The 21,216-nt window shown below is 63.8% G+C and carries 21 protein-coding genes; 16 read left to right on the plus strand and 5 right to left on the minus strand.

The window, feature by feature from the left end; genetic code table 11:
- Nucleotides 1-37 precede the first annotated feature (37 nt).
- The 3 genes from GXN78_RS32815 to GXN78_RS32825 form a co-directional block, all read right to left on the minus strand.
- Nucleotides 38-319 carry a hypothetical protein gene (locus GXN78_RS32815; RefSeq protein ID WP_106558305.1) on the minus strand — a complete coding sequence of 94 codons (282 nt, stop codon included), beginning with the start codon at nt 317-319 and terminating at the stop codon, nt 38-40.
- Between the two features lie 65 nt (nt 320-384).
- The gene (locus GXN78_RS32820; protein WP_106558304.1) at nt 385-1,128 is read right to left on the minus strand and encodes a GntR family transcriptional regulator; all 744 of its coding nucleotides are present in this window, start codon (nt 1,126-1,128) and stop codon (nt 385-387) included.
- Nucleotides 1,129-1,273: 145 nt separating this feature from the next.
- Nucleotides 1,274-2,770: an aldehyde dehydrogenase gene (locus tag GXN78_RS32825; protein ID WP_106558303.1), complete on the minus strand. Its 1,497-nt coding sequence runs from the start codon at nt 2,768-2,770 to the stop codon at nt 1,274-1,276.
- Nucleotides 2,771-2,999: 229 nt separating this feature from the next.
- Here GXN78_RS32825 and GXN78_RS32830 point away from each other — a divergent pair, with 229 nt between their 5' ends.
- From GXN78_RS32830 to GXN78_RS32875, 10 genes are all read left to right on the plus strand, one after another.
- Nucleotides 3,000-4,541, plus strand: coding sequence for an aldehyde dehydrogenase family protein (locus tag GXN78_RS32830; RefSeq protein ID WP_106558302.1), 1,542 nt, complete (start codon nt 3,000-3,002; stop codon nt 4,539-4,541).
- A gap of 50 nt (nt 4,542-4,591) precedes the next feature.
- Entirely contained in the window at nt 4,592-5,788 is a 1,197-nt protein-coding gene (locus GXN78_RS32835; RefSeq protein ID WP_106558301.1) for a CoA transferase, read from the plus strand.
- A gap of 57 nt (nt 5,789-5,845) precedes the next feature.
- Nucleotides 5,846-7,105, plus strand: coding sequence for an amino acid ABC transporter substrate-binding protein (locus GXN78_RS32840; RefSeq protein WP_106558300.1), 1,260 nt, complete (start codon nt 5,846-5,848; stop codon nt 7,103-7,105).
- Between the two features lie 66 nt (nt 7,106-7,171).
- Nucleotides 7,172-8,056, plus strand: coding sequence for a branched-chain amino acid ABC transporter permease (locus GXN78_RS32845; protein WP_106558299.1), 885 nt, complete (start codon nt 7,172-7,174; stop codon nt 8,054-8,056).
- 101 nt (nt 8,057-8,157) lie between these two features.
- Nucleotides 8,158-9,009 (plus strand): branched-chain amino acid ABC transporter permease, encoded by an 852-nt coding sequence (locus tag GXN78_RS32850; protein ID WP_239142984.1) that lies wholly within the window; start codon nt 8,158-8,160, stop codon nt 9,007-9,009.
- A gap of 29 nt (nt 9,010-9,038) precedes the next feature.
- On the plus strand, nt 9,039-9,740 hold the full coding sequence (locus GXN78_RS32855) for an ABC transporter ATP-binding protein (RefSeq protein WP_239142985.1): 702 nt from the start codon (nt 9,039-9,041) through the stop codon (nt 9,738-9,740).
- Nucleotides 9,737-10,474 (plus strand): ABC transporter ATP-binding protein, encoded by a 738-nt coding sequence (locus GXN78_RS32860; RefSeq protein ID WP_219910088.1) that lies wholly within the window; start codon nt 9,737-9,739, stop codon nt 10,472-10,474. Before GXN78_RS32855 ends, GXN78_RS32860 begins: the two co-directional genes overlap by 4 nt.
- Nucleotides 10,475-10,612: 138 nt before the next feature.
- A complete protein-coding gene (locus tag GXN78_RS32865) occupies nt 10,613-11,590 on the plus strand; it encodes a tripartite tricarboxylate transporter substrate binding protein (protein WP_164256081.1) in 978 nt (325 codons plus the stop codon).
- Nucleotides 11,591-11,642: 52 nt separating this feature from the next.
- Nucleotides 11,643-12,074, plus strand: coding sequence for an OB-fold domain-containing protein (locus tag GXN78_RS32870; protein WP_106558294.1), 432 nt, complete (start codon nt 11,643-11,645; stop codon nt 12,072-12,074).
- A 29-nt stretch (nt 12,075-12,103) separates the two neighbouring features.
- Nucleotides 12,104-13,222 (plus strand): thiolase family protein, encoded by a 1,119-nt coding sequence (locus GXN78_RS32875; RefSeq protein WP_258187027.1) that lies wholly within the window; start codon nt 12,104-12,106, stop codon nt 13,220-13,222.
- 54 nt (nt 13,223-13,276) lie between these two features.
- Here GXN78_RS32875 and GXN78_RS32880 read toward each other — a convergent pair whose 3' ends face one another.
- Together GXN78_RS32880 and GXN78_RS32885 are read right to left on the minus strand one after the other, a co-directional pair.
- Complete coding sequence (locus tag GXN78_RS32880) at nt 13,277-13,729, minus strand: SRPBCC family protein (RefSeq protein WP_106558292.1); 453 nt, start codon at nt 13,727-13,729, stop codon at nt 13,277-13,279.
- 1 nt (nt 13,730) lies between these two features.
- Nucleotides 13,731-15,284: an AMP-binding protein gene (locus GXN78_RS32885; RefSeq protein WP_106558291.1), complete on the minus strand. Its 1,554-nt coding sequence runs from the start codon at nt 15,282-15,284 to the stop codon at nt 13,731-13,733.
- 153 nt (nt 15,285-15,437) lie between these two features.
- On the opposite strand from GXN78_RS32885, the gene GXN78_RS32890 reads away from it, so the two are divergent.
- The 6 genes from GXN78_RS32890 to GXN78_RS32915 all read left to right on the plus strand — a co-directional run bounded on the left by GXN78_RS32890 (nt 15,438) and on the right by GXN78_RS32915 (nt 21,216).
- On the plus strand, nt 15,438-16,124 hold the full coding sequence (locus GXN78_RS32890) for a TetR/AcrR family transcriptional regulator (protein ID WP_106558290.1): 687 nt from the start codon (nt 15,438-15,440) through the stop codon (nt 16,122-16,124).
- Between the two features lie 135 nt (nt 16,125-16,259).
- Nucleotides 16,260-17,495: a thiolase family protein gene (locus GXN78_RS32895; protein WP_106558289.1), complete on the plus strand. Its 1,236-nt coding sequence runs from the start codon at nt 16,260-16,262 to the stop codon at nt 17,493-17,495.
- Between the two features lie 16 nt (nt 17,496-17,511).
- On the plus strand, nt 17,512-18,270 hold the full coding sequence (locus GXN78_RS32900; RefSeq protein WP_106558288.1) for an SDR family oxidoreductase: 759 nt from the start codon (nt 17,512-17,514) through the stop codon (nt 18,268-18,270).
- 13 nt (nt 18,271-18,283) lie between these two features.
- Nucleotides 18,284-19,726: an aldehyde dehydrogenase family protein gene (locus GXN78_RS32905; RefSeq protein ID WP_106558287.1), complete on the plus strand. Its 1,443-nt coding sequence runs from the start codon at nt 18,284-18,286 to the stop codon at nt 19,724-19,726.
- A 3-nt stretch (nt 19,727-19,729) separates the two neighbouring features.
- A complete protein-coding gene (locus tag GXN78_RS32910) occupies nt 19,730-20,509 on the plus strand; it encodes an ABC transporter ATP-binding protein (protein ID WP_106558286.1) in 780 nt (259 codons plus the stop codon).
- Nucleotides 20,506-21,216 (plus strand): ABC transporter ATP-binding protein, encoded by a 711-nt coding sequence (locus GXN78_RS32915; protein WP_106558285.1) that lies wholly within the window; start codon nt 20,506-20,508, stop codon nt 21,214-21,216. The genes GXN78_RS32910 and GXN78_RS32915 overlap by 4 nt, the downstream gene beginning before the upstream one ends.

Below are 21,216 nucleotides of genomic sequence, written 5' to 3' on the forward strand. Positions count from 1 at the left end.
TATCCTGCCACTTGTGCCGCCCTGTCCAGGAGGGCGCTCAACTGGCGAAGCCGGCGTATGGCTTCAATTCGACAATCGACTCGACGATGACCGCGCCCGCAACCACGAGGGGCAAGGTTTCCAAGAGCGAGCTTGCCGCGTCGATGTCGTCGCACTCCAGCAAGAGTACGGCGCCGGGTCGATCGCCGCGATGCCATATCTGCCGCATCCCCCCGGAAGCGTACAGCGCACGCACGCGTGCGACTTCGGCGGCCAAGCCGTTGGCGATGACGTCCGCGCCGGCATCGTTGGACCGGCCAGTGTGTACCAGGAATTGCATGCTTTACTCCTTTTCATGATTGAGATTGGTTGAATCGCCGGGGGACGGGTCAGCGAGATCGCCTGCTATCCGCCTCTGCCCCGACGGTGCAGGTCCACCCGGTACGTGTAGCGTCTCGGATTGAAGAAGGACTCCGTGAACTCGACGAGCTTCCCTGCCGTGTCGTAGTACAGGCGCTCAATGAGAATGACGGCATCGCCTACCGAAGCGCCGATCGGCGCAGCGATGTCTTCCCCCGCATTGAACGCCGTGATGCTCTGTTGGACGCCGGCAACCGGATCGACCAGGAACTTCTCCGCCGCACCGATGACCGTACCCGGCCCATTTGACGGAATCCCGCTTTCCCTCAATTTCCGTCCCAGGGCAGGATCTACGTGGTGACGCGTGATGACGAATGCCTCACCCTCAAATTTCCTAAGCACGACGGCCGTGTCGACCTCGACATACCCCAGTTGCAAACGAGCAGCCACCGAGGCATCGATTCGGGTCTTGAAGGGCTCGATGACCTCCATATCGGTCCCCGGCCACATCGTCAGGTCGTCGAGCGAGCCGATGGAGCGGACGTAGCGCCCCTCGACCTGCGGTTGTCCTCGGACATAGGTACCGCTGCCTTGAATCTGGTCGATGAGTCCCTCATCGACCAACTGCTTGAGCGCCAGCCGTATGGTGTGGCGGCTGACCTTGAACTGGCCGGCAAGTTCGACTTCGGTTGCAAGCCGTGATCCGCCCACAAAGAACCCGCTCTTGATCTTCTGCCGAATCTCCTCGGCGACTCGCCGGTAGGCCGGCCGTGCGCTTGTCTGCTCCATACGAATGATCCTCTGTGTGCCGGTGAACGGTCGCCATTCTGCGTGCCGCGGCTCGAACGAGAGCGGTTGCAGCGGCGCCGTCACGCGATTCCACCACAGACGTCTTGACCAACCGGCGAGGCAGGCGCAGGCGACCATATCGCCGCTAGCCCAGTTTGAAGGGATCACGCGTCTGCCCGGTCAACTCCAACCAGACAGCCTTGGTTTGCAGGTAGGCGGAAAGGCCCTCCATGCCGTTCTCCCTGCCGATCCCGCTGGACTTGAACCCGCCATAGGGAACGTTGTAGGAAAGAACCCGATACGTGTTGACCCAGACCGATCCGGCGCTCACCTGGTGTGCAACCCGGTGGGCTCGCTGAACGTCCTTGGTCCATATGCCGGCAGCAAGACCGTAAGACGTATCGTTGGCGATCTCGACGGCTTCCTGCTCCGTGTCGAACGTGATGACGGAAAGAACCGGCCCGAAGATCTCTTCGCGAGCCACGCGCATCTGGTTGTTGACGCCATCGAGGATGGTGGGCTCCACGAAGAAGCCATCCTTCAGGTCGACGGAGGAGGGCCTGTTTCCACCGCACAAGAGCTGGGCGCCCTCTTGCAGGCCGAGGTCGATGTAAGACATCACCTTGTCGAGCTGCTGGCCGAACGCGATGGGCCCAACCTCGGTGGCCATTTCCAATGGATCGCCGAGCTTGATCGAGGCGACGCGATCTCGCAGGAGGCTGACGACGCGATCCTTGACCGATCTCTGCACCAGAAGGCGACTGCCCGCAATGCACGTCTGCCCGGTCGCAGCAAAGATACCCGCCATGACCCCATTGACTGCCGCGGCAATGTCAGCGTCTTCGAACACGATGTTGGGCGACTTTCCGCCAAGCTCGAGCGTCACGTCGGCGATGTGGTCGGCGGCAGACTTCATCACTGCCGTGCCGGTGGCGGTAGAGCCGGTGAAGGTAATCTTGGCCACGCCGGGATGGCGCGCCAATGCCGCCCCGGTTTCGCCGGCCCCGGTCACGACATTGAACACCCCCGCAGGAAACCCGGCCTTGTGCACCAGTTCGGCAAAGAGCAGCGTCGAGATGGGCGTCTGCTCGGCTGGTTTTGCCACGAAGGTACAGCCGGCAGCCAGCGCCGGCGCCAGCTTGCTGGCGAGAAGGTAGAGCGGGCTGTTCCACGGCAGGATGGCGGCGACGACGCCAATGGGCTCCCTCCTGGTATAGACGAAGAAATTGGTGCCGGGGGGCTGGTGTGTGCTGCCCTCGATCTTGTCGGCGGCGCCGGCAAAGTAGTGATAGGTCGCAGCCAGGCTGTTCATCTGCGCCAGCGTTTCGCGAATGACCTTGCCGTTGTCCATCGTCTCGATGCGGGCCAGTTCTTCGGCGTGCTCGGCAATGGAGTCGGCCAGCTTTCGAAGCAGTGCGCCCCGGGCTGAAGGCGACAAGGAGCCCCACGGCCCATCAAGCGCTCGTCGTGCGGCCGATACCGCAAGGTCGACGTCGCGTTCGTTGGCCAAAGGCGCACTTGCCCACGCCTTTCCCGTGTAGGGATTGATCGTGTCGAAGGTCTCACCCGACGACGAGTCGGCATGTCCCCCGTCCACCCACATGCGATAGATCTTTGGAACTTCACGATATTGAACGGACATGTTGTCTCCTTGTGAAAAGATATAAAACTATAAAGATACGTACCAATGAATGTCAACTCCCAAGAATCTGTTGCCAAGCAAATGGCTGAATCTCTAGGCCTGAGGGCTGATTGTGTCAGATAGGGTTGTCGAAAATTTCTGTTGACGCGACAAATTGGTACGTACAAAATACCAGACAACAGCCAATGAGCGGCGCCGACCAGGCCGCATGCAGCAGGAGACAAATTTCATGACAGTCATCCGCACGACCCAGGTTTCGCCAACGACCGAGAAGGGCTTTTCCGTCTTGGGAAGGGCCAAGCAACTGAACGCCGGTGTTCACAAGGCCTATATCGACGGTCAGTGGGTCGAGCCTGGCGGCGGCGAGGTCTGGCAGCACCGACACCCGGCTTCGGGCGAGCCCGACTTCACCATCGCGAGATCGTCGGCGTCGGATGTCGACAGGGCTGTGCGGGCGGCGCGTCGTGCCTTCGACGAGGGCCCGTGGCGGCAAATGCGCGCCCGCGAAAGAAAGTTGATCCTGCGGCCTATCGGAGACCTCGTGCGAGCGGCAGAAAAGGAGTTGGCAGAACTCCAGTCCCTCGACAACGGTCTGCCGATCGCGATCGGCAGCGGCTTCCGCTTCTCCGGAAGCTTCGCCGCAGACCTGTTCGAGTACCACATTGGCTGGATCGACAAGCTCGACGGCAGCGTGCCGCCGGTCTTCTCGTCGCACGCCGATGCCCAGATGCTCACGTTGCGCGAGCCGGTGGGTGTGGTGGCCGCGGTGACGCCGTTCAACGCGCCGGTCATGCAATTCGCGCAGAAGGTGGCGCCGGCGCTCGCGGCCGGCTGCACGGTGGTCTTCAAGCCGTCGGAGTACGCTTCGAACGTTGCGGCGCTCTTCGTGCGGCTGATCGAGCAGCTGGACCTGCCGCCGGGCGTCATCAACCTGGTGCCGGGCGATGCTTCGACCTCGGCCGCGTTGTTCAACCACCCGTTGATCGACAAAATCGCCTTCACCGGTCGTCGCGAGGTGGGGGAGATCATCCTTCGCGCTGCAGCGCCGGGGATCAAGCGGGTTCAGCTGGAGCTCGGCGGCAAGAGTCCGAGCATCGTCTTCGATGACGTCGAAGATATTTCGGCGACAGCGCGCTATGCGATGAGCCTCGTTTCAATGGGGCTGTCGGGACAGCTGTGCTCGACCCAGACTCGGGCGCTCGTTCATCGCTCGGTCTACAGCGAATTCATTGCGGCGGCGACCGAGCAACTGGCGGATGTACGCATTGGAGACTCTTTCGATGCTGCCGTGACATCCGCCCCCTTGGTCAACGCCGCAGCAGCCGATCGTGTCGAACGGCTGATCCAGGGAGCTCTGCAAGAGGGCGCGCGACACGTCGCGGGTGGCGATCGCGTCACCGAACTGCCGGGCGGCAACTGGATCACTCCGACAATCCTGGCGGACGTCAGTCCCTCCATGACGATCGCACGGACCGAAGTTTTCGGACCAGTGCTGAGCGTCATTCCATTCGACGATGAAGAAGACGCGATCCGCATCGCCAACGATTCGGAGTATGGGTTGTCTGCCGGGGTCTATACACGCAACCCCACTCGAGCGATTCGCGTTGCCCGCGCGCTCAGGACGGGCACCGTCGGGATCAACAGCCTCTTCGTTTATCCGCCCCCGGCCCCCTTTGGCGGCTACAAGACTTCGGGCCTGGGAAGAGAAGGCGGGCGACAGGGCTTCGAGGACTACCTCGAAACCAAGACGATCAGCATTCCGCTGGGTTGAAGCCGTGCGACTCGTCCCGATGCACACGCATCGCATACCTGGAAACTTTCATGAAGCCACTTGAAGGCATTCGCGTGATCGAGGTGGGGCAATACATTGCCGCGCCCTACTGTGCACTGATGCTGGCCGATCAGGGCGCCGAAGTCATCAAGGTGGAACGGCCATTTCGCGGCGATCCACGCAGGGAATACGACCCCCTGGTCACCAGCGAGATCGGCAGTCTCAGCGGGGGCTTCCTCACCTACAACCGAGGCAAGAAATCCGTCACGCTGGATCTGAACAGCGAGGAGGGGAGGCAGAGTTACCGCGAACTCGTTGCAGGCGCCGACGTGGTCGTGGAGAACTTGCGACCGGGGATCGTGGAGAAGTTGGGAATCGGCTATGCGGAACTGCGCGAAGTCAACCCGCGCGTCATCTACGCGGCCATCAGCGGCTATGGCCGTTCGCCGGTACGCCAAGGCCCCTACGCGGATCGGCCCGCCTTCGACACCGTGGCCCAGGCCATGGGCGGCATGATGGATGTGACCGGCGAGATCAGTGGTCCGCCGCTTCCTGGCGTGACCGGATTCGCAGACATCTACAGCGGCGTCCATGCTGGATTCGGCATTCTCACGGCCTTGCAGGCGAGAGGGCGGTCGGGACACGGAGCCTTTGTCGACATCAGCATGTACGACGTCGTTGCTTCGCTGATGGAGCGCGAGTTGATGCTCTGGGAATTCACCGGCAACCGCCGTGAGCGCGGCCTCGACGCGTATGCGCCCGTGGGCACCTTGGCGGCTTCGGACGGACACGTGGCGTTCATCCTGCCGACACAGGACATGTGGGTACGGCTTTGTCGTGCCGTCGATCGCCTCGATCTCCTGACGCGAAAGGATCTCGAAACGGTCAGATCGAGGTCCGTGAACTTCGGCTCCGTCATCAGGCCGGAACTCGAAGCGTGGACCCGGCAGAAAACGCGCCGCGAGATCGTCGAACACTTGAGCAGCAGAGGGCTGCCCGTGGGCGAAGTCCAGACGATCGAGGAAGTCTTCTCGTGCTCGCACCTGAGTCAGCGCGAAATGTTTCTCGATGTCGATGATCCGATCGCGGGGCGGCACAGGGTGATCCGCACACCACTGCGCATCGACGAGTACGAGGTCCCCGGCGCGCACAGCGCTCCCCAGCTCGGCGCACACAACGCCGATCTGCTGTCGGCGGCTCGCTGCACGGCCGCCAACGCCACGACGCGTGACACGTTGCCGAGCTGATACGCCGCCTCACCAAGGACAGGACCCACGCAGGTCGTTCAGAACGAAGGAGACTCCATGGACCAGAGCAAACGCAAGCTGCTCGCCGCCGTTGCAGGCGCCACCGGCGCGGCGGCCCTCGGCGCAGGCGTTCCAGCCTTTGCGCAGCAGACCCCGATCAGGATCGGCACCAGCATCGCTCAGACCGGCGGGCTTGGTGCCGGGGGCAAGGCCTCACTGCTGGCGGTCCGGATCTGGGCCGAGGACGTCAACTCACGCGGCGGCCTGCTGGGGCGCCGGGTCGAGATCGTTTCCTATGACGACCAGTCCAGTCCAGCGAACGTGCCCGCCATCTACGCGAAGCTGCTGGATATCGACAAGGTCGATCTGCTCATCGCGCCGCTCGGCACCAACCCGAACGCGCCGCTCATGCCGATCGCGAAGCAACGCGATCTGCTGGTGATGGGCAACTTCTCCTTCGACGCAAACGCCACGATCCGGCACGACAAGTGGTTCAACAACGCGCCCTGGGGCGCGGGTGCGCGCGCCTGGGCGCAACCATTTCTTGAAGTGGGACGCCGGCTGGGCGGCAAGACGGTGGCCTTCGTTGCCGCCGATGGCGAGTTCCAGCAGAACCTGGTCAACGGCGCGCGTGTGTTGGCCAAGGCCATGGGGCTGCAGACGGTCTATGACCAGAGCTATCCCCCCAACACGACCGATTTCTCTTCGGTCGTGCGCGCGCTCCGCAGCGCCAGGCCCGACATCGTGTTCATCTCGTCCTACCCCACCGAGTCGGTGGCGATCGTGCGCTCGGTGAGGGAGGTCGGCTTGGGCAGCCAGGCGAAGCTGGTCGGCGGTGGCATGGGCGGGATGCAGTTCGGCCCGCTGATGGAAACGCTCGGCTCCCAGCTCAACGGGTTTGTGAACTTCCATACCTTCGTACCCGAGAAGACGATGCTGTCGCCGGATATACGAGCGTTCCTGAAACGGTACACCCAGCGTGCTGCTGAAGAGAAGGTCGACCCGCTCGGCTTCTATCAACCACCGTTCAACTACGCCATCGGCCAGATGCTCGAACAAGCCGTGACGAGCACCAGGAGCCTGGACCACAAGAGGCTGGCCGACTACATCCGGACGAACGAGATGAAGACGATCGTGGGCAACTTCCGTTACGACGCGGTGGGCGAGTGGGCCGATCCGCAACTGCTGATGATTCAGTTTCGAGGGCTGGTGGACCGCAGCATCGATCAGTTCCGGCAGGAAGGTCGTCAGGTGATCCTTGCGCCGGGGCGCCTCAGGTCGGGCGACCCGGTCCCGTTCGCCGATGCGCGCAAGTAGCCCGGCGAAACCAACGCCGCGATCGGAATCGGCTTTGCACCATGAACAGCGAATCGACCCAACGCCATGCCGCTTGAACTCTTGATCGACGCCTTCGCCCAAGGCATCCTCCTCGGCGGCTTCTATGCAGCGGTGAGCCTCGGTCTCGCCATCGCGTTCGGCATGCTGGACGTGCCGCATGTCGCACACCCTACCGTCCTCGTGCTCGGCGCCTATGGCACCTATCTGGCCAGCCAGTTCGGCATGGATCCCCTGCTGGCCGGGCTGATGCTGATGCCGCTCTTCTTCATCCTGGGCGTCGGGCTCTATCGCTTCTACCATGTGACGTTCGAGCGGCGCGGTTCCGATCAGGGCCTGCGCGGAATCACTTTCTTCTTCGGCTTCGCCTTCGTCATCGAAGTCCTGCTGATCCTGCTGTTCGGCGTGGATCAGCGCCTCGTCCAGGCGCCGTACATCGGTAAGAGCCTGGCCATTGGCGACGACCTGCGCCTGCCTTGGCGGATGATTGCCGCACTCGTCGTCGCGCTGGCCATGGTGGGTGCACTGCATGTCTTCTTCGCCAGGAGTTTCGCTGGCCGTGCCATCAAGGCTGTTGCCCAGGATGAGGTGGCGCTCCAGCTGATAGGTGCCGATCCCGTCAAGGTCAAGCGCCTGGCCTTTGGCCTCGCCACGGCTGCGGCGGCAATGGCGGGTGCGCTGCTGATCGTCGTCGGCCCGGTGGATCCGCAGCTAGGCCGGCTCTACATCGGCCGCACGTTCTGCGTCGTCGTCCTTGCCGGCATGGGCAGCGTGTGGGGCACCTTGGTCGCGGGGTTGATTCTGGGAATCGCTGAATCGGTGGTGCTGGGTTCCGGCAGCACCACGTGGACGCCGGCCGTTGCATTCGGGCTTCTCCTCGTGGCGTTGGCCTTGCGGCCTGCCGGTCTGTTCGGTCGAGGAGCGCGCGCATGACAGCCAATCTCCGCTTCGCCGCCGGGGCCGGACTGCTGCTGGCTGCCGTGTACGGGGCAACCGCAACCGTGTCGAACGAATACCTCTTCTTCGCAGGGTACATGGCGCTGCAGTTCGTCGTGTTGGCGACCGCATGGAACATCCTGGGCGGTTACGTCGGCTACGTGAACTTCGGCTCGGCCGCGTTCTTCGCCGTCGGTGCCTATACCGCTGTCGCGTTCGGCAAGGGGCTGGACGCGCCGCTGCCGCTTCAGATTCTGGCAGGGGCCATGGCTGCCGGCGTTCTGGGGCTGGTCGTTGGCCTGATGACAATGCGACTGCGCGGCATCTACTTCTCGATTGCCACCATCGCGATGTCGATCGTGATCGAGACGGCCGTCATCAACTGGAGCTATGTGGGCGGGGCGCGTGGGCTGGCACTGGAGCGCCCACCTTCGGCACTGCTGTTCGACAGCTACTTGAAGTGGCTGTTCTTCGTGATGGCCTTGCTTGCCGTGGTCGCGGTCGCTTGCGCGCGTTACGTACAGGGTTCGTGGATCGGGCGCGGCCTGCGCGCGATCAGGGACAGCGAGGAGGCGGCCGAATGCTCCGGCGTTCCGTCGATGAAGCTGAAGCTGCTGGCTTCGGCAATGTCGGGCGCGCTGATGGGTGCGGCCGGTGCGCCGTTCAGCATGTACCTTTCGTTCATCGAGCCCAACGTTGCGTTCAGCCTCAACATCGCGATCTACGCGATGGCCATGCCCATCGTCGGCGGGATGGCGCACTGGAGCGGACCGGTGATCGGCGCTGTCCTGCTTGGCATTCTGCTGCAGCTTGTCACCGTGACACTGTCGGCAGAAGCCGCGGTCCTCTCGATCGGCGTACTGCTCCTCGTGGTCGTGGTCGCAGCGCCCGACGGGCTGCTCGGCCTGTGGCGCAAGACCCGCGCCCGGCTTGCACCGGAGGTGTCATGACAGTTCCCTTGTTGCGCATCGAAGGCGTCGTGAAACGCTTCGGCGGCTTCGCGGCCTTGTCGGAAGTCTCCCTTGGCGTGGCGGCGGGCGAGCGCCTCGGTCTGATTGGCCCAAACGGCTCCGGCAAGACCACCTTGATGAGTTGCATCACGGGAACGCTCCGGAACGACTCAGGCTCCATTCGACTGCGCGACCAGGAGATCTGCAGGCTGCCCGCACATCGTCGTTCGTACCTGGGGATCGCGCGCACTTTCCAGATTCCCCGGCCGTTCCGCAGCATGACGCTGCTGGAGAACCTCGTCGTGCCGCTGCAGTATGTGGCGCAGAGAAGCGGCAAGCGGATGGCCGAAGCGGAGGCGCGCGCGCACGCCCTGCTGGGAAGGGTGGGCCTGGCTTCGAAGGCGCAGACGGTGTCCGGACTGCTGACGCAGGTGGAGCTGCGCAAGATGGAGCTTGCGCGCGCCATGGCCGCGGAGCCGAAGCTGCTCATCTCCGATGAAGCCATGGCCGGGTTGTCGGGATCGGAGGTCGACGAGATCATCGACCTCCTCCTGGCGTTGAATGAGGGCGGCGTCACGATCATCATGATCGAGCACATCATGCAGGCGGTGATGCGCTTCTCGCAGCGCGTGGCATGCCTGGCCGCCGGGCAGATCATCTGCCAGGGCACGCCCTACGAGGTCATGCAGGACCCGTACGTACAGCGCGCCTATCTGGGGAGCACGTCGTGAGCATCAAGTTGACCGTGCGCGACCTGCATGCCGGCTACGGTGCGGTACGCGCGTTGATGGGCGTTTCGTTGAACCTGAATCAGGGCGAGACGGTTGCGTTGCTGGGCACTAACGGCAACGGCAAGAGCACGCTTCTGAAATGCCTGATGGGCATGGTGAAGCCGACCCATGGCGAGATCGCGCTGGAAGTCGACGGCTGCGTTCACAACCTCGTCGGCATGCCGACCCAGGAGATCGTCGGCCTCGGCATCGCGATGGTGCCCGAAGGGCGCCGCCTGTTCGGCAGGATGTCCGTTGAGGAAAATCTGCTTCTGGGTGCCTTCCGTCCCCTGGCGCGGCCCTGCATTGCGCGCAGCCTCGAGTTCTGCTTCGAAACGTTCCCGGTCCTGAAAGATAGGCGGCATCAGCTGGCGGAAACCATGTCGGGCGGGCAGCAGCAGATGCTGGCGATCGCGCGCGCGTTGATGGGAGAACCCAGGATCCTGCTCGTCGACGAGCCGTCGGTCGGTCTCTCCCCATTGCTTGTCAGTCAGGCCATTCAATCGATCGGTGCGTTGAAGGAGTCACGCGAGCTCAGCGTGTTGATGGCCGAACAGAACTTCCAGCAAGCGGTGCGCATCGCCGATCGCGGCTACCTCATCGTTCACGGCCAGATTGTTTTCGAGGGTCGCGATGTCGCCGAGCTGACGCAGAACGATCTTATCCGTGCGCGTTACCTTGGACTTTCCGAGTGACGCGCAGTGCCGCTCGGCCCCGCTCACATCTATCCCCTCTTGCAACCGGCAGCGCCGAGACCGCCATACAGAAAGGAGCGCGATATGCGCAACATCCCCCTGCCATTCATATCCCGTAGGCGCTTGCTTGCGCGCTGGATGCTGACGACTCTTCCGCTGGGTGCGGGCCTGTTGGGCAGTGCCCGGGCCCATGCGGCGGCCTATCCGTCCCGCCCGATCCGGCTGATCGTTCCCTTCTCGACCGGGGCGACCGCGGACATCGTGGCACGCTTGCTTGCAGAGCGCCTGCATGCGAGCTTCGGGCAGCCCGTTGTCGTGGAGAACAAGTCGGGTGCCGGTGGAGTCATTGGCGCAGATGCCGTGGCCAAGGCGCCTGCGGATGGGTACACCTTGCTGCTCACCACGTCGTCGACCGTGGTCATCAATCCTTCGCTGTACAAGAAACTGCCTTACGACGTGGCTCGGGACCTGGCGCCGGTCGCCCAGCTCGGGTCGCTGCCCGCGTTGCTCGTTGCGACGCCTTCGCTCCCCGTCCGCAATGTTGCCGAACTCGTTGCCTACGTTCGCAAGAACCCGGGCAAGTTGACCTATGCGTCGAACGGGCTGGGAAGCTACGCCCACGTCATGATGGAGCTGCTCAAGCATTCCACGGGAATGGAGATCGAGCACGTTCCCTATCGAGGCGGCAGTCAGGCCGACAGCGACCTGCTTGCGGGCAACGTCCATCTCATGTTCAACAGCCTTGCAGCAGCGGCTCAGCTGGTTGCGGCCGGTCGGCTCAAAGGGCTTGCGGTGAGTTCGGCACAGCGCTCACCGTTCGCGCCGGGCATTGCCGGCATGGGGGAGTCCGGCCTGGCCGAGCTGAAGGACTACGACGTCAGTTACTGGGTCGGCCTGATGGCGCCGGCTGCAACGCCGGCTGCGATCGTGCACTCGCTCAACACGGAGGCCAATGCCTGGCTTCGGACCGACCAGGCCCGGGAGAGGCTGTCCGCTAGAAAGATCGTGGCGGCTCCCTCGACCTCACCCGAGGACATGAAGGATCAGATCCGCGCCGAGATGGCCTATTGGGCCAAGGTCCTGAAGGATTCGAAGGTGGAACTGCAGAGCTACTAGGCCTCAGCGGGCATTCCTTCGTTTTGCGCTCACCTCACAGCAGGCCACTGACATGACTTCAGCCTTCACCGCTTTCGATGCACCCTACCGGCCGATACGAGCCGGTCTCTTTCAGCATGACCCTCCAGCGCTGCTTGGATCCGTGTGTCCGGATTGCAGCACCAGGGTCTTCCCTGCGCGGGACTTCTGCCCGCACTGCCATACCCATACCGCACCGGAATCTTGCGTTCTTTCCAACCAGGGGGCGGTGTTTGCCTTCACCATCATTCACCAGGCACCCGCCGGTCGCGCCACCCCTTACGTGCTCGCGTTGGTGGACCTCGAGGATCGTGTGCGTGTCATGGCGCAGGTGAACGCAGCGCCTCAGAGCATCTTCATCGGTCAGCCCATTTCGTTGATGTTCACCCAGGTCGGCACCGACGAGGGCATGCCGATCGTTGGCTACGTGGTGGTCCCGCAGGATTGCAGAGAAGGGAATTCGTGATGGCTTCAACCTTTGTCGCCGGCGTCGGCATGGTCCGTTTTGGGCGGTTTGGCCCGGAAGTGAGCTTTGAAAAGCTGGCTGCAGGCGCCGCTCGAGCTGCCATGAAGGACGCAGGCGCTGAGCGCAAGCATGTGCAGGCCGTCTACCTCGGGCATGTCTTTGGCGGTCCGGTTGCCGGCCAGCGCGTCGCTGCCGAGCTGGGTCTCGATGGGCTTCCAGTCAGCAACCACGAGAACTACTGCGCCAGTGGCGCCACCGCGCTGCGTGAAGCATGGATGGCCATTCGCGCGGGTGTCTACGACGTGGTGCTCGTGATCGGCGCCGAGAAGATGACGGACCGAATCAAGGGCGGCGTGGCCCCTGATCCATCCGACCTCGACGCGATGCAAGGCTTCGTCATGGTGGCGGGGCACGCGCTGAGCGCGCAAAGGTACATGGCAGACCATGGGGCGACGCGGGAGCAGATTGCCATGGTGGCCGTGAAGAACCATGCCCATTCGGTCCACAACCCCTACGCGCACTATCAGCGCGAGATCGGACTCGAGGAGGTCCTGGCCGCGAGGCCGGTGGCCGACCCGCTCGGCGTGCTCGACTGCAGCCCGATCAGCGACGGTGCTGCGGCAGCTGTCGTCTGCAGTCCGGCGGGCCTCAGGCGCCTGGGCATCGCAGGCAGCCGCCCCGAGGTGCGAGGCATCGGCCTCGTGAGCGGGACCCTGCGCACCGGTCTCTACGATCTCAACGAAGAGGACATATCGAGGCGCGCCGGCCAGCAGGCTTTCGAGCTCGCGGGTGTGGAGCCGCAGGACATCGACCTCGTGGAGATGCACGACTGCTTCACCATCGCGGAGATCGTGCGCATGGAAGGGCTGGGCCTCATTCCGCGCGGCGAAGGTGCCGCGTGGACGGCGAGCGGTCGCACGTCGGTGGGCGGCACGCTGCCCGTCAATCCGAGCGGGGGCTTGCTTTCGCGCGGACACCCCGTTGGAGCGACCGGCATGGCGCAGGTCTGCGAGGTCTACTGGCAGTTGACGGGCCAGGCCGGCGCGCGCCAGGTCGAGGGCGCACGGCTGGCTCTTGCGTACTGCAAGGGTGGCACCGTGAGCGGAACCGATGGCGGCTCTGTGACTACCGTCGTTGTTTCGACTTGAAACAAGCGCCCCTGGCTGGGACCGCGCCGCGCGACACCGCCTGCATGACGCGATTCAGCGTGAGCCCTCGGTGATGCTGGTGCCCTCAGGCGTGGCGAGCAAGCTCGCTAGGGAGACAAGATGACGCCGATAGGCCTTTCGCAATCCGCGCTCGAGCTTTCCCGGTTCGACGCCTGCCGGGGTGCAGCTTGCCGACCAGCAAACTCTGGAACGTCCCGTGCCTGCGGCGTGCACGGAGAGGGTAGAGACGTAGTTCGCTGCCGGCAGCGGACCACTCAGAAGGCAGTACACCAAATGCATGGTGCTGTCATCGAGGCTCTCCAGCCGTTCACGCAGTTCATGGTCCCCGCTCCGCACGGTTCGTACTGCTCCGATGCCGTGCCCGGTTGCGCAGATCACCTTCAACCCGACCGTCCAGCGATCCAGGGCCGCGAAGTCGCTGACGACTTTCCATACGGCGCGAGGTGAAGCCTCGAAGACGATCTCTTCCTGCAGTTGGAGCTCCATGTCAAATCGCGCGTTCGCGGCCTTCCCAAAACTTGCGCCGGATCTCCCGCTTCAGCACCTTGCCAACGGCGCTTCGGGGCAGCGCGGCCCAGAACTCGACCCGCTTCGGGGCTTTCACGCTGCCGATGCGTTCCTTGCAAAGCGCGATGAGTTCTGCCTCCGTGGCGGTGACTCCTGCCTTGAGTTCCACGATGGCTGTCACTGCCTCGCCCCACTTGTCATCCGGCGCGCCGATCACGGCGCAGTCCTGCACGGACGGGTGGGTCCAGAGAATCTGTTCGACCTCCGTGGGGTATACGTTGAACCCGCCGCTGATGATCATGTCCTTCTTCCGGTCGACGATGTAGACGAATCCATCTTTATCTGTCATGCCGATGTCGCCGGTGCGGTGCCAGCCATTGGTTGAGACTTCCGCGGTCGCCTGCGGGTTGTTGTAGTAGCCCTTCATGACCACGCTGCCACGGCACACGACCTCGCCCCGTTCGCCCGTGGGCAACAGGCGGCCGTCATCGTCCATGATGCGGGTCCTGACGAGCGGGCCTTCGCGCCCGGCGCTCTGGAGCCGTTTGCTCAGCTCGGGGCTTTCCAGCGCTTCGACATGGTCTCTGGGCGTCAACAGGGTCGCGGTCATGGGAGCTTCCGTTTGGCCGTAGGTTTGCGCCATGACCGGCCCGAATCGCTGCATGGCCTCGCGCAGTTTCTGGACCGACATCGGGGCTCCGCCGTAGAGGAAGAATCGCAACGAGGAATAGTCGAAATCGCCCACCTTGGGATGCGACAGCATGGAATAGATCACCGTCGGGGGCAGGAACAGCGCGGAGCCCTTGTGGCGGTCGATCGCCTCCAGGATCAGGCCGGGGTCGGGGTGGGGCAGGATGACGTTGGTGCCGCCCACGGAAAGCAGGGTCGCGCACAGGTAGCCTGCGGCGTGTGTCAGCGGCGCCGCCACGATGTGCACCGGCGGACCCTCGTGGCGCATGACGATCTGGTAGGTGGCCACCATCGCTTCCCAGTTCTCGTTGGTCAGCATCACGCCTTTCGGCTTGCCTGTGGTGCCACTGGTGGTGGGCATCGAGACGACGTCCTGCGGAGAACGGGCGAAGTAGGGCTCGTCGGTCGGGCCGTCGGTCATCCACTGTTCGAGCCCCGGCCCCTGGAGGTTCTCTTCGTCCATGCAGATGCAGTGCCTGAGCGTGGGAACTGCCGCCCTGATCCGGTCGATCTCGGCCTTGATGGCGCTGTGGAAGAACAGGCACTGCACGCCCAACAGCTTCATCACCTCGATGTTGTCGTGCACGCTGTTGCGCGCGTTGATCGGCACCCACACCAGTCCGGCGCGGATGATTCCGTACTGGCAAGCTACGCTCAGCGGATGATTGGGCGAGTAGGTGGCCACGGGAGCACCGACTTGCAAGTCCTGGCGGATCAGCCCGTTGGCGATGCGGTGCGTCAGGCGTTTCATCTCGGCGTAGGACCACCCGCGCTCGCCGTCATGCACCAGGCTTCTGCCCGGGAACACCTCGGCACCCTTGTCAAAGTAGTCGATGAGCAACATTGTCACCTCCAAATGAACTCAAAGAATCGTTAGTGAATCACGGTTTACTTCTGTGTGCAAGGGCTTTTTCATGGTGCGGCGCACAAGCTGCTCGCGTGTCGGGTGGAGCAGAAGTAAACTGCGGGTCACATCGGATGAACCAGAGTTGACAAGATGACCAAATGGAGTAAGGCAGAGCTGCCCTCGCGCAGCGAGCAGCGGTTCGCAAAGAAGTCCGCCCTGATCAGGGAAGCCGCCCACGCTTTTCGCACGAAAGGCTTCTATGCGACGTCGATGGAGGACATCGCCACGGCATTGGGCGTCACCAAGGGCGCGCTCTACCGCTATGTGGAGAACAAGCAGGAAATCCTCTTCGAATGCTTCAAGTCGTCCAACCAGCTGGGCGAAGCTGCTCTGGAGTTGGCTCGGTGGCACTCCGGGACCGGATTGGAGAAGTTGCGAACCTTCGTGGAGTTCTTTGTCGAGAAGTACATCGAGGAAAACACGGCGGGCGGCGCGATGGTGGACATTGGCGCGCTTTTCCCGGAGCAGCGTGCCGAGATCATTGCCGGCCGGGATAGGGTGGACGCAGGGTTGCGCACGATCGTCAGCCACGGAGTCGAGGACGGCAGTATCGTGAGCCGAGACGTGAAGCTGACCGTCTTCACGATCATGGGCTCCATCAACTGGATCCCCAGTTGGTACTCCCCCGGGGGACAACATGGGCCCAAGGAAATCGCGGGGATCATCGCCGACATCTTCTCCGGTGGCCTGCAGCCTCGGCAGGACAGCCAGCAGGCGATCGCCGTGTCGGCCGCCGTCCCTGGCGCCTCGCGCCGCCGCAAGTCTGTTGCCCCCTAGCGCCTCCGTCTCTTGAACTGCTTCAGCCGCCCTCGGGCGGCTTTTTTGTTGGCCGGCGCTTGACATGAAGTGAACCACGGTTTACGCTACTGAACACACGGTAGCTTTGTGAACCAACATCTGGAGAACCCGTAAATGAGCGAGGTCTATGTAGTGGGTGTGGGGATGACCCGATTCGGGAAGTTCCTCGACAAGAGCGTCAAGCAACTGACCCGCGAAGCGGTGAACGCTGCGCTCGCCGACGCCAGCATCGCGCAGCACGACATCGGAGCGGCGTTCTTCGGCAACGCCACCCAGTCGCCGATCGAGGGCCAGCACATGGTCGCCGGCCAGATCGCGCTGCGCGACATGGGCTTCGAAGAGCTGGCAGTCACGAACGTGGAGAACGCCTGCGCCAGCTCCAGCACCGCCTTGCACCTGGCTTGCACGCACGTGCTGGCGGGCCAGAGCGACATCGCCTTGGCCGTTGGCGTCGACAAGATGTTCCACCAGGACAAGTCGCGCGGCTTCGCCGTGTTCGACGGTGCGTGGGACGTGACAAGGGCCACCGAGACGGCTGCAACCCTGGCCGCGTTGGGCGAGGGTGTGCACGCCCCGGCAGGCCGTCCGGCCAATGCCGATCAACGCAGTCTGTTCATGGACGTGTACTCCTACCTGGCCAAGTACCACATGAAGACCTACGGCACGACCGAGCGGCAGTTGGCTGCGGTGGCAGCCAAGAATCACTTCCACTCGACGATGAATCCGCTGGCGCAGTACACCAACGACATGAGCATCGACGAGGTGCTTGCCGCGCGCATGATCTGCTGGCCGCTGACGCTGCCGATGTGTTCGCCGATCAGCGACGGCGCCGCAGCCGCGATCGTGTGCAATCGACAGGGGCTCGAGCGTCTCGATCGCAGTCGTGCGATCAAGGTCCATGCCTCGATCGTCTCTGGTGGTACGAACCGCGACCCGCGCGATCTGCAGCAGCAGATCGGCCGCATCGCTGCGACCAAGGCCTATGAAAAGGCCGGCTTCGGACCTCACGATATGAGCCTGGCCGAGGTGCACGACGCCAGCGCATTCGCCGAAGTTCAGCAGTCCGAAAACCTGGGTTTCTGCGATTACGGACAGGGCGGTTGGATCGCCGAGCGAGGTGAAACCCGCCTCGGCGGCCGGATCCCCATCAACCCTTCAGGTGGGCTCGAATGCAAGGGACACCCGATCGGTGCGACGGGACTGGCCCAGATCTACGAACTCGTCACCCAACTGCGCCATGAAGCCGGCAAGCGCCAGGTTGATGGCGCACGCCTGGCGATCGCCGAGAACGGCGGTGGATTTCATCGTTGCGAGGAAGCCGTGGCGGTGATCCACATCCTCGGCCGCTAGATCACAAGGAGACACCATGAGACTCAACGGCAAAGTTGTCATTGTCACTGGCGCCGCCCGTGGCATCGGGCAGGAATACGCAGTCGCGGCGGCCCGGGAAGGCGCTGCAGTGGTCGCGGCCGACATGAGCGACTGCGGTCAGACCGCATCGCTGGTCGAGGCCGCCGCCGGTCGTGTCATTGCGGTGAAGGTGGATGTCGCCAGCGCAACGTCCGCCGCCGACATGGCGCGGCACGCGATGTCGGCGTTTGGACGCATCGACGGCTTGGTGAACAACGCAGCGCTCTACGGACAGCTCAAGGGAGGCGCCTTCACCGGCATCGACGAGCAGGAGTGGGATGCCGCGATGGCGGTCAACGTGAAGGGGATCTGGAACTGCTGCAAGGCAGCCGTCCCATTCATGAAGGAGCAGGCCGCGGGCAGCGTGGTGAACATCACGTCGCTCGCAGCGACCTTCGGCATGCCGTTCCGCTTGCACTACACCACGTCGAAAGCCGCGGTGATCGGGCTCACGCGCGGCCTGGCGCGCGAACTGGGGCGCGACGGAATCCGCGTCAATGCGGTCGCGCCCGCCGCAGTCCTCACGGAAGGGACGCAAGAGTTCTTCGCCGGCAAGATGGAAAAGGCACTGGACGCGATCAAGAACAGCCAGGCCATTCCCCGCAACCTGGTTCCCGCGGACCTCGCGGGCACCGTGATCTACCTGCTGAGCGCCGACAGCGCATTCGTCACCGGCCAAACCTTGTCCGTCGATGGCGGCACGGTCATGCATTGAACCAGGACCGGCCATGAAGCATTACGAACATTTCTTCGCAAACGGCGAATGGTGCAAGAGCACGTCTTCGACGCGCATCGACGTAGTCAATCCGGCGACCGAGCAGTTGGTCGGCTCGGTGCCGGATTGCAGCGAGGCAGATGTGGAAGTCGCGGTGCAGGCTGCCCGCGTTGCGTTTGCATCCTGGAGCGTCGCGCCGCCGGCGGAACGTGCCGATCTGCTCTCGAAGCTCAGGAGCCGGCTCGAAGAGCGGGCGGATGAACTGGCGCGAATGGTCAGCAGCGAGCTTGGAATGCCGTTTCGCATGGCGCAGCGGATGCAGGTTCCGCTGCCTCTCGGAGACCTCGACCAGGTCATCCGGATGGTGCGGGAATTCGAGTTCAACGGAAGAATCGGCCACTCGCTGGTGTTGCGGGAGCCCATCGGCGTTGTTGCCTGCATCACGCCCTGGAACTATCCGCTGCACCAGATCATGACGAAGGTGGCACCGGCGCTGGGCGCGGGCTGCACGGTCGTCCTCAAACCATCGGAGCTGGTCCCTTCGGTCGCGATCGCGCTGGCAGAAGAGATTGCGGCGTGCGGATTTCCACCGGGTGTGTTCAACATGGTGACCGGCCGCGGTGCGACTGCCGGCGAGCGACTGGTGGCGCATCCGGATGTAGACATGGTTTCCTTCACGGGATCCACTGCTGCTGGCAAGGCGGTCGCCAAGGTGGCAGCTGACACGGTGAAGCGGGTCTCCCTCGAGCTGGGCGGAAAGTCCGCGGCAGTCCTGCTGGACGACGCCGACTTCCCGGTGGCAGTGAAAAACGCGGTGAACTTCTGCTATCTCAATTCCGGACAGACCTGCGCAGCCCTGACTCGCCTGCTCGTTCCGAAGCGCCGTTTCGACGAGGTGGCACGCCTTGCAGTGCAAACAGCTCAGTCGTTCGTCCTGGGTGATCCGTTCGACGACAAGACCCGGCTCGGCCCATTGGCGAGCGCGGCACAGCGCGAACGGGTGCTCGGCTACATCCGTCGCGCCGAAGCCGAATCGCCGCTGCTGACGGGTGGCGCGGAGTCGCCGGAAGGATTGTCCCGTGGGTTCTTCGTTCGGCCCACCGTGTTCGGTCCCGTGGCTCCGCAGAGCGAGTTGGCACAGCAGGAAGTCTTCGGTCCCGTTCTTGCAGTCATTCCCTACGAGGACGAGGAAGAGGCTGTTGCGATTGCGAACGGCACTGTCTACGGGCTCAGCGCCGCCGTGTGGAGTGCCGACGAAGACCGGGCCCTGTCCTTCGCTCGCCGGCTCCGCGCCGGCCAGGTCGACGTCAACGGTGCCCCGTTCAACCCGGCGGCGCCCTTTGGAGGCTACAAGCAATCCGGCATCGGCCGCGAGCTGGGGCTGCAAGGCTTCGAGGAGTTTCTCGAAACCAAGGCGGTGCAGTTGAAGCCGTCGGCCCCAAACCCATCGGCGTAGTCCATGCAGGCCGCCACTCCTCCTCTCGTGGAGATCGAGAACGTCTCCATCGACTTTGGCGGCATCCGCGCGCTGCAGGGGGTGAGCTTCACCATCTCGGAAGGCGAGATCGTCGGACTGATCGGGCCCAATGGTGCGGGCAAGAGCACCTTGTTCAATTGCCTGAGCCTTTTGTATCGACCGCGAGAAGGCGACATACGTATCCGAGGGCGGTCTATCCTCCGCTCGCAACCGCATGAGATGGTGGCGCTGGGACTCGGGCGCACGTTCCAGAACGTCGCGCTGTTCGACTCGATGACGGTGCTGGAGAACGCCATGGTCGGCCAGCATGCCACCGCCTACGCCGGGATGCTGCAGGAGGCGTTGGGTTTCGGCAGGGCTACCACCGCTGAGGCGAATGCGCGTCGGCAAGCCATGGAACTTCTGGAGGTGCTGCAACTCGGCGCGGTCGCGCAGCAGAGCGCCGGCAAACTGAACTTCGCCACACGAAAGAAGGTGGAGATCGCCAGGGCCCTGGCTTCGTCGCCGCAGCTGCTGATGCTCGACGAGCCTGCAGGCGGCCTCAGCCATGAGGAGGTGGAGGATCTCGCCGGCTTCATCCAATGCGTGCGCGATCGACACGGAGCGGCCGTCTTGCTGGTCGAGCATCACATGAACCTGGTGATGCAGGTTTCCGACAAGGTGGTTGCCATGGATTTCGGTCAGAAGATCGCGGAAGGCACCCCGCAGCAAGTGCAGCGCCATGAAGCCGTGCTTGCCGCCTATATGGGGGTGGACGCATGACCACCCATCTGCGCACGCGCGGCCTGACTGCGCGCTATGGCTCCGCCAGGGTGCTGCATGGCCTCGACATCACGGTGCGCCGCGGCTGCGTGACCGCCATTCTCGGTGCGAACGGTGCCGGCAAGACGACGCTGCTGCGCGCCATCTCGCGAGCGCTGCCGACGGAGGGTGACATCGAGCTCGATGGCCGTTCCGTCGTCGGGCTGAAGACGGAAGACGTCGCTCGCCTTGGCGTGGCCCACGTGCCCGATGGGCGCGGAACGTTCACCGGATTGACGGCGGAAGACAACCTGCGCCTGGGCGCACACCGGCTGCGGCGAGCGGAAATGGAGGAGCAACTGGAGATGGTCTACGGCTTCTTCCCGAAGCTCAAGCAACGCCGGCGCCAGCAGGCTGGCACGCTTTCCGGCGGCGAGCAGCAGATGCTGGCGATAGGCCGCGCTCTCATGTCATGCCCGCGGCTGATGATGTTCGACGAGCCCTCGGTCGGCCTCGCGCCCATCCTCGTCAAGGAGATCTTCTCGATCATGAGGGCGATCCGAAAGGAGCGTGGCGTCAGCATGCTCCTGGTGGACCAGAACGCCGCGCGCGCGCTGGACCTGGCCGACGACGCCTATGTACTGGAGACCGGGCGCGTCGTGCTCGCCGGACCCGCCGCGGAAGTCGCGAGCCACCCGTCGGTGCGCGCCGCATACCTGGGAGCCTGA

It is taken from the genome of Variovorax sp. WS11 (assembly GCF_010499245.1).
In the GTDB taxonomy this organism is placed as follows: domain Bacteria; phylum Pseudomonadota; class Gammaproteobacteria; order Burkholderiales; family Burkholderiaceae_C; genus Variovorax.